Source organism: Shigella sp. FJ200513, assembly GCF_040495915.1.
Taxonomy (GTDB): domain Bacteria; phylum Pseudomonadota; class Gammaproteobacteria; order Enterobacterales; family Enterobacteriaceae; genus ECMA0423.
Map to the genome: position 1 here is coordinate 1 of NZ_JBDYCV010000254.1, position 850 is coordinate 850.

2 protein-coding genes and 1 pseudogene are annotated in these 850 nt (G+C 44.6%); 1 reads left to right on the plus strand and 2 read right to left on the minus strand.

Annotated elements, in window-relative coordinates; translation table 11 throughout:
- Positions 1-109 precede the first annotated feature (109 nt).
- Positions 110-571 carry a YehR family lipoprotein gene (locus ABZJ92_RS22025; RefSeq protein ID WP_005049020.1) on the plus strand — a complete coding sequence of 154 codons (462 nt, stop codon included), beginning with the start codon at positions 110-112 and terminating at the stop codon, positions 569-571.
- 40 nt (positions 572-611) lie between these two features.
- Here ABZJ92_RS22025 and ABZJ92_RS22030 read toward each other — a convergent pair.
- A pseudogene (locus ABZJ92_RS22030) lies at positions 612-776 on the minus strand (DUF1456 family protein); the annotation flags it as partial.
- A 15-nt stretch (positions 777-791) separates the two neighbouring features.
- On the minus strand, positions 792-848 hold the full coding sequence (locus ABZJ92_RS22035; protein WP_003032489.1) for an IS1 family transposase: 57 nt from the start codon (positions 846-848) through the stop codon (positions 792-794).
- Positions 849-850 lie beyond the last annotated feature (2 nt).

Genomic DNA, 850 nt, shown 5'->3' on the forward strand with positions numbered 1-850 from the left:
TGATGGAAATGGAAGCCACGCAAGCACCTTAAAATCACCATCATACACTAAATCAGTAAGTTGGCAGCATTACCCACCAGTTTCTTGATTAAATAAAATGGAGTTTTACATGAAGGCTTTCAATAAGCTGTTTTCCCTCGTTGTTGCATCTGTTCTGGTTTTCTCTCTTGCTGGCTGCGGTGACAAAGAAGAATCGAAGAAATTCAGCGCCAATCTGAACGGCACTGAAATTGCCATTACCTATGTCTACAAAGGTGACAAGGTGCTTAAGCAATCTTCTGAAACCAAAATTCAATTTGCCTCCATTGGTGCAACCACCAAAGAAGATGCTGCCAAGACACTTGAGCCGTTAAGCGCCAAATACAAAAACATCGCGGGTGTTGAAGAAAAATCAACCTATACCGATACCTACGCGCAGGAAAACGTGACTATCGATATGGAAAAAGTGGATTTTAAAGCCCTGCAGGGTATTTCAGGAATCAACGTTTCTGCTGAAGATGCCAAAAAAGGTATCACTATGGCGCAAATGGAACTGGTGATGAAAGCCGCTGGTTTTAAAGAAGTGAAATAATCTGTCGGCGGCCATGTTTCGCATGGCCGCCATACCCGTCTTAGCTTTTCTTCACATGCTGGCGCGCTGCCAGTCCACGCAGAAAATAACGTAAAAATTGATCGCCGTATTCGCGGAAGTTTTTATGATCCGGTGCGCGCATCATCGCTGTAATTTCCGGCATCGAAACGCGGAACTGCTGTTCGGTGAGGATAGCCAGAATGTCGGTAATGACTCCAACTTACTGATAGTGTTTTATGTTCAGATAATGCCCGATGACCTTGTCATGCAGCTCCACCG

Excerpts from the sequence above, each read along its gene's own strand:
- ABZJ92_RS22025 (WP_005049020.1), top strand. The coding sequence starts at position 110 with ATGAAGGCTTTCAATAAGCTGTTTTCCCTCGTTGTTGCATCTGTTCTG.